Origin of the sequence: Prosthecobacter sp., assembly GCF_029946185.1 — a bacterium.
GTDB lineage: Bacteria > Verrucomicrobiota > Verrucomicrobiia > Verrucomicrobiales > Verrucomicrobiaceae > Prosthecobacter.
Genome location: NZ_JAQSEA010000067.1, coordinates 1 through 5,852 on the forward strand (window position 1 = coordinate 1; position 5,852 = coordinate 5,852).

At 56.6% G+C, this 5,852-nt stretch carries 4 protein-coding genes; all 4 read left to right on the forward strand.

Annotation, left to right across the window (positions count from 1 at the left end; translation table 11 throughout):
• Window positions 1-429: hypothetical protein (locus PSV43_RS04540; RefSeq protein WP_300194229.1), on the forward strand; the 429-nt coding region annotated here is incomplete at its 5' end.
• A gap of 273 nt (window positions 430-702) precedes the next feature.
• Entirely contained in the window at window positions 703-1,338 is a 636-nt protein-coding gene (lexA, locus tag PSV43_RS04545) for a transcriptional repressor LexA (RefSeq protein ID WP_300194231.1), read from the forward strand.
• 3 nt (window positions 1,339-1,341) lie between these two features.
• On the forward strand, window positions 1,342-4,542 hold the full coding sequence (locus PSV43_RS04550; RefSeq protein ID WP_300194233.1) for an N-6 DNA methylase: 3,201 nt from the start codon (window positions 1,342-1,344) through the stop codon (window positions 4,540-4,542).
• Window positions 4,539-5,273, forward strand: a complete 735-nt coding sequence (locus tag PSV43_RS04555; RefSeq protein ID WP_300194235.1) for a hypothetical protein — start codon at window positions 4,539-4,541, stop codon at window positions 5,271-5,273. The genes PSV43_RS04550 and PSV43_RS04555 overlap by 4 nt, the downstream gene beginning before the upstream one ends.
• Window positions 5,274-5,852: the final 579 nt, after the last annotated feature.

Below are 5,852 nucleotides of genomic sequence, written 5' to 3' on the forward strand. Positions count from 1 at the left end.
GTTGCCGGACTGCTGATGTTCTTCAAACAGAACTTCTACGTCTATTCCAAAGAGACCCAAAAAAAGGCCATTGCCGCCAAAGCTGCCCAATACATCAGCGAATGCCCGACCGCCGCTGACTACATCAAGCGCCTCTTCAAAAAGGAGGAAGGAAGGCCCAAATCGGGAATGCTCATGAACTACCGGCAGACCACGCTGGACAGCCTGACCGCCGCGAACAACAAGTTCGCCGTGAGTCTCCTCATCGAACTTATGGACGAATCCAACTTGGAGGTGCCGCCTGGAGATTTTGCTGTCGCCATTGCCAAGATGGGCATTCCCTCTGCTCCCTTTACCAAGACAGAACTGAAATCATCCGCCACGCCAGATGGCGTTGCCAAATGGAAATCATGGTGGCAGGAGAACAAGAACGGCTTCCCTGACAAGTGAAGGTGTAGCAGTTATTTGAATGCCGTTTAGCGATACGGCTTCTTTCATTTGGGCTGTAAACCTCGACAAAACTTTGGCTGTATCCGTTTCTGCCCTTGCTTCCCGATCCGCTCTGGCTTGCGAAGCTGATGATCGAGCGCGGCGGCAAACAGGCCCTTTATCCGAGTCGGAGTCAACACCGCCAAGCCCAGATCAAGGCTGGAGATGAAAAAAGATGCCTGCCAACGCGGCGAGGCTTGAATACTGTAACCGGTTACAGTATGTTCCGCAGAAATGCGCGATAAAAATGCACTGACCAAGCGCCAGGAGGAAGTCCTGAACTTTGTAGAGGACCACCTCTCAAAGCGTGGTGTCGCGCCTACCTTGCAGGAAATTTGCGATGACTTTGGGTTCAAAAGCCCGAATGCAGCCAGCCAGCACCTCCGGTTGATCGCCAAGAAGGGATATTTGGTGCGCTTGCGGAACTCTCCCCGCTCCATCCAGTTGCCGGTGCGGCGGGCTGGCAGGCCTGGTCGGACGGACATGCACAGCGTTCCAGTGCTTGGTCGCATCGCCGCAGGGCATCCCATTTTCGCCCTGGAAAATGTGGAGGACACGCTGGAGCTGCCGAAGCAGCTTTTTCGCGGGCGGAAGCTCTTTGCGCTCAAGGTGCAGGGAGACAGCATGACGGGGGCAGGCATCTTTGATGGCGACCTTGCTATCCTGGCAGCGCAGCCAGATTTTCAGGACGGTGAAATCGCCGCCGTGGTGGTGGACGAGGAAGCCACGCTCAAGCGTCTCTACCGCACCTCCAAGGGGCTGCGATTGAAGGCAGAGAATCCGGCTTTCCCAGATCGTGTCATTTCTGCGGAGGCGGAGCGAAGCTATCGCCTCGCAGGCATTCTGGTGGGAACCATCCGACGTTTCTGAGCCATGCCTGCCGCCGACCTTAGTGATGAAGCCTTGGATAGCCTGAATACTCTGGCGCGACGTTTTGGCTGCCCGAAGCTCATCCCCTTGCGGCGCAAGGAGATGAAGCCAGAGCAGATTCAATACCTCGACTTGCTGCCGGAGCGTGACTTGTCCGGTGCCACGCCGCTGCCGCAGGCGGTGGCGGAGTTTCAAGGCCGGGCGGTCATATATTTTCTGGATGGCAGCGCCAGCACGCCCCAGCCCCAGCAATTGCAGGATTTGCAGCAGTTACTCGCCAATCGCGGGGAGCACGCTGTTCTAGCCGTGTCGCGGCCTGGAGATCTGACCCTGTATCCGCTGAACTTGGACCGGAAGGAGCTGCTGTCAGGGCGCTTTGATGTGGTGCAGGTCAAGGATGAGCGTGCTCCGTTCTTGTTTCAGGAACTGGCCTCCGGCACCAGGGTCGTCGAGGGACGTATGACGGAGGCGGACCCTGTGTTTGCGGAGATTCACCGGCTGATGTCGAACGCCTCACTCGCTCTGGCGGGCGAGGAAGGTGAGGGGCCATTGGAGGGGCTGACGGTTCTATCCCTGACGGGCAGAGCGTTGTTTTTCCGCTTTCTTATGGATCGCCGCATCATTGATGTCAATGACCTGCCCGCCTCGCTACGCAGCGGAGGGCTTCAGGGGGTTTTCTCATCGGCGGAACGTGCGGCGCAAATTTCCGTCTGGCTGGATGAGACGTTCAATGGCGACTTGTTGCCACTGGTGGAGGAGATCACAAAGGAAACACCGACACGCGAACGGAAGCGGCTTTATCTCCAAGCGTATCAAGACGCGGACAAGCTGACGGACGGCGCGGTGTTTCTCCACCTGGAAGTGATTTTGAAAGGATACGAGGCTGTCTCGAAGACTCATGTGCAGATGATGCTGCCGGGTGCAGTGGACTGGACTGATTTGAACTTCCGCCATATTCCTGTGGGCGTGCTCAGTCAGGTGTATGAATCCTTCAGTCATCAGTGGGACTCGGATGCCGCCCGCACTGACAGCGTGCATTACACGCCGAAGAATCTGGCGAAGCTGCTGGTGGATCAAGCATTGGCTGGCCTGGATGAGCCGCATCGTGCTAAGGTGCTCGATCCTGCGTGTGGAGCAGGCGTGTTCCTCGTGCTGGCCTTCCGTGAGATCGTGCGCCGACGGTGGGAGAAGGATCGCAAAGAGAAAGGCGATGATGCGAAGCGCCCCGGCAAGGCCGTCATCCATGAAGTGCTCTACAAGCAACTCTGTGGTTTCGATGTCAGTGAATCCGCCCTGCGTCTCGCTGCTCTCGGCCTCTATGTCACTGCCATCGAACTGAATGAGATCACCAAACCCTTGTCCGAATTGCACGCACCCGCTGCTCTCAAGAACCTTGTGCTCTTCAACTTTGCACCCAAGGACAGTGCCGAGCGCAAGCGCGGCTTTGTGGTGGGCAGCCTGGGGGATGATGTGGACAAATCCTTTGACGGTCGGTTTGATGCCGTGATCGGCAATCCGCCGTGGACGCGGCTAAAACCGAAAGGTGAGACAGCACAAATGAAGGATGCTGACAAGGAGCGGTTAAGGCTCTTGAACAAACACTTCTCTGCGATTGGTCGTCGAGTGTTGAAGACGCGGAAACTCGAAACAGAGTCGCGTGAGTATCAAAATCCCGAAGGCGTTCCAGATGTGCCTTTCATCTGGCGGGCCACAGAATGGGCGCGACCGCATGGTGTCATTGCCTTCGCCCTGGATGCGCGTCTTACATTGACTCAAAGCGATGTTGGTAAGCAAGCACGGGATGCAGTTTGGAAAGCGATCACTGTGACGGGAGTGCTCAATGGATCAGACCTCGAAGAAACGAAAGTTTGGCCGAATATGAAAATGCCTTGGTTGCTCATGTGGGCGATCAATGAGCCGTCCACGGATGAAAGTCAGTTTCATTATTTGACGCCCGTGCGTGAGGATCGGTTTTGTCAGAAGGGGGAGTTTCGTCTGGACTATCAGTCTGCTTATACTGTGGGCAGGCGTTCGCTGATCGAGCGTGGCTGGCTTCTCAAAGCTTTGGGAATGGGCACCACGCTAGACGTGGAGGTCATGGAGAAGATGGGAAAAGCGTGTGGGAAGCGGACGATAGGTTCCTACTGGCAGGGAAAGCTGGTTTCGCATCGAGGGTTCAGCCTGGAGCCTCGGAAGACTGAGGAAGATGCGCCCAAATGGCTTCGCAAGCTCCGGCTGTTTGAGCCGCCAGGAGAAACCACGCTCCTAGAGGGTGTGCATGAATCCCAGACATTCGAAAAGAGGCACGGCAGACAAGCTCCTTATCAAACTTGCGGAGAGGAGACTTATAAAGCGCCTCTCTTGATCGTCCCGCAGAAGCCGGGCGAAGACCGCTCCACGCCCAAGTCATACCGCGTGGCGGATGAAGACATCTGCTTCACGCAGAGCTTCTACGGCTATTCAGCGGCGGGTCATGCAGATGCCTCGTTGCTGGTAGCGGTGCTGCATCTGGTTCTTCATAGCAATCTTTTCCGGCACTTTTGCTACATGAGAAGCCCGCGCATTGGAGCGAGCTATCGAACTTTCATCAAGACAGACTTGGATGAATTCCCTTTTCCCATGGTGGAAGATTTTGACAAGAATGAGCGGACGCAGATCATGGAGATGGCGGAGGCGATTGATCAGAAGCGAATCGCCGACTGGACAAAGCTGGATGCCTTCGTGTGTCGGATGTTCGGTCTCACAGCAGCCGAAGCGGAGGTCGTTGATGAAACAGTGGAGTTCAACGGTCCCTACCGTTCCACCCGACAGCCAGCAGCGGCGGCACCAAAACCTCATGAACTTTCCGCGTTTGCTTCCAGTCTGGAGCGCACATTGCAGCCTTTGTTCAAGATCGCGAAACAGCGAGTTTGCGTCAGCGTCGTGCTTAAGGCCGACGGTGTATGGAATCCTCCGTGGCGGTTCCTGACTATGCTGCTTGAAGGCGATGAGTTCACACCGACGCCTGCCTTCATTGCGAAGCTGATGCGAGTCGCTTCTGAAACCTCAGCTAGCAGAGTGCTCATGCCCGTGCCGAATGGTGGCCTTGTAATGGGGCTGCTTAATCAGAGACGCTTCTGGACTCGTAGTCGCGCGCGACTCTGCGCGCTTCATTTGGCCGGGGAGCACTTGGACAAGAACTTTCCCCTGCCGAAACGTCCATGATGCCTCTCGTGTTTTCCAGGCCACCGCCGCGTTATCGGGTGCCACATGATCGAATTGGCCTGCGCCTAGCTTTCGCGGTTCATCAAGCGGTGTCACGAGCGTTCGAGATGATTCGCGCGGATGGATATGCTTTGACCACAGTGGGTGAAAATCAAATCACCGAGAGACTGGAGAACATGCTGGAAAATCGGGTTTGGAACAAGGGCGAGGTGGAGGGCTTCGATCATCATTTCTTTCGGTCCGTCTCACGCGGCAGCGAAGTGGTGAACTTTGATGGTGTCAAAATCAGCAAGAAACCTGACCTGATTTTCAAACTCCGCCGGGAGCATCGCGTGGATTGGGATCAATGCCAGGACGCGGTCTTCGCCGAGTGTAAGCCGGTGGATCGTCAGCACAGTCTCACGGGGCATTACTGCGCGGTGGGAAAAGACTGCACAGGCATCGAGCGATTTATCATCGGCGATTATGCCTGGGCGATGGAGGAGGCGTTCATGATAGGCTACGTGCGGGGTGGTCTGACCATCGCTCGTGATTTGCTCCCCGTGCTTGAAGATACCTCAAGGCACCGCCAGTTAGGCAGTCCGGTAAATGCTGAAGTCTTGGAATCTTTGCCTTTGAATCAGCAGACGGACAAACTGCACCGCACGGTCCACCAGCGTCTTTTCCAATGGAAAAACGGTGATGCGGCTACGCCAATGGAGATATTTCACTCTTGGCACGACTGTGGATGAGATCGGGCCAGCATTCTCCGTGACGTAATTCAGGCATGTGGAGTAGCGATGGTTGGGGCACATTCTTTTCTTGCCGGGAAAAGCCTTTCCCTCGCGCCTACTGCGTGCAGCGCTACCCATTCTAACGGGACGCTTCCCGTAACGCCCTCGCTCCGGCCATGTGCCGCCATTCGGGCCAGCCTTCAGCAAGCCTTCACGAGGCAAGGCGCGGCTGCCCCGAACCACGGCACTGCACACCGCCTCCAGGATCACCAAAGGACACTGCCTTGCGACGCTACCGGCTACGCCTCACGCTAACGCAAGGCACATCCTTCCGTGCAGATGAGTGCTGCTAAGAGCAGCCAAGAACGCCGCCCGCTCCCTTGTCGCTATGCGGCTCTGATGCCTCCCGGACGTTCGTGCCGTCAAGGGCATCCACCAGTCTCCCCAAATTGTCCTCTCTCGTGCCTCGCTGCGGGACTTTGGGGATGCCCCTCTGGCGGAGCCTCCCTGTGACTGCCGCCCGTCCTACGGCGGTTTGGTCACCATGTTTTGCGCGCGCCCGAGTGCTTTGCGCAAACCCGCAACACGAGGAAACAA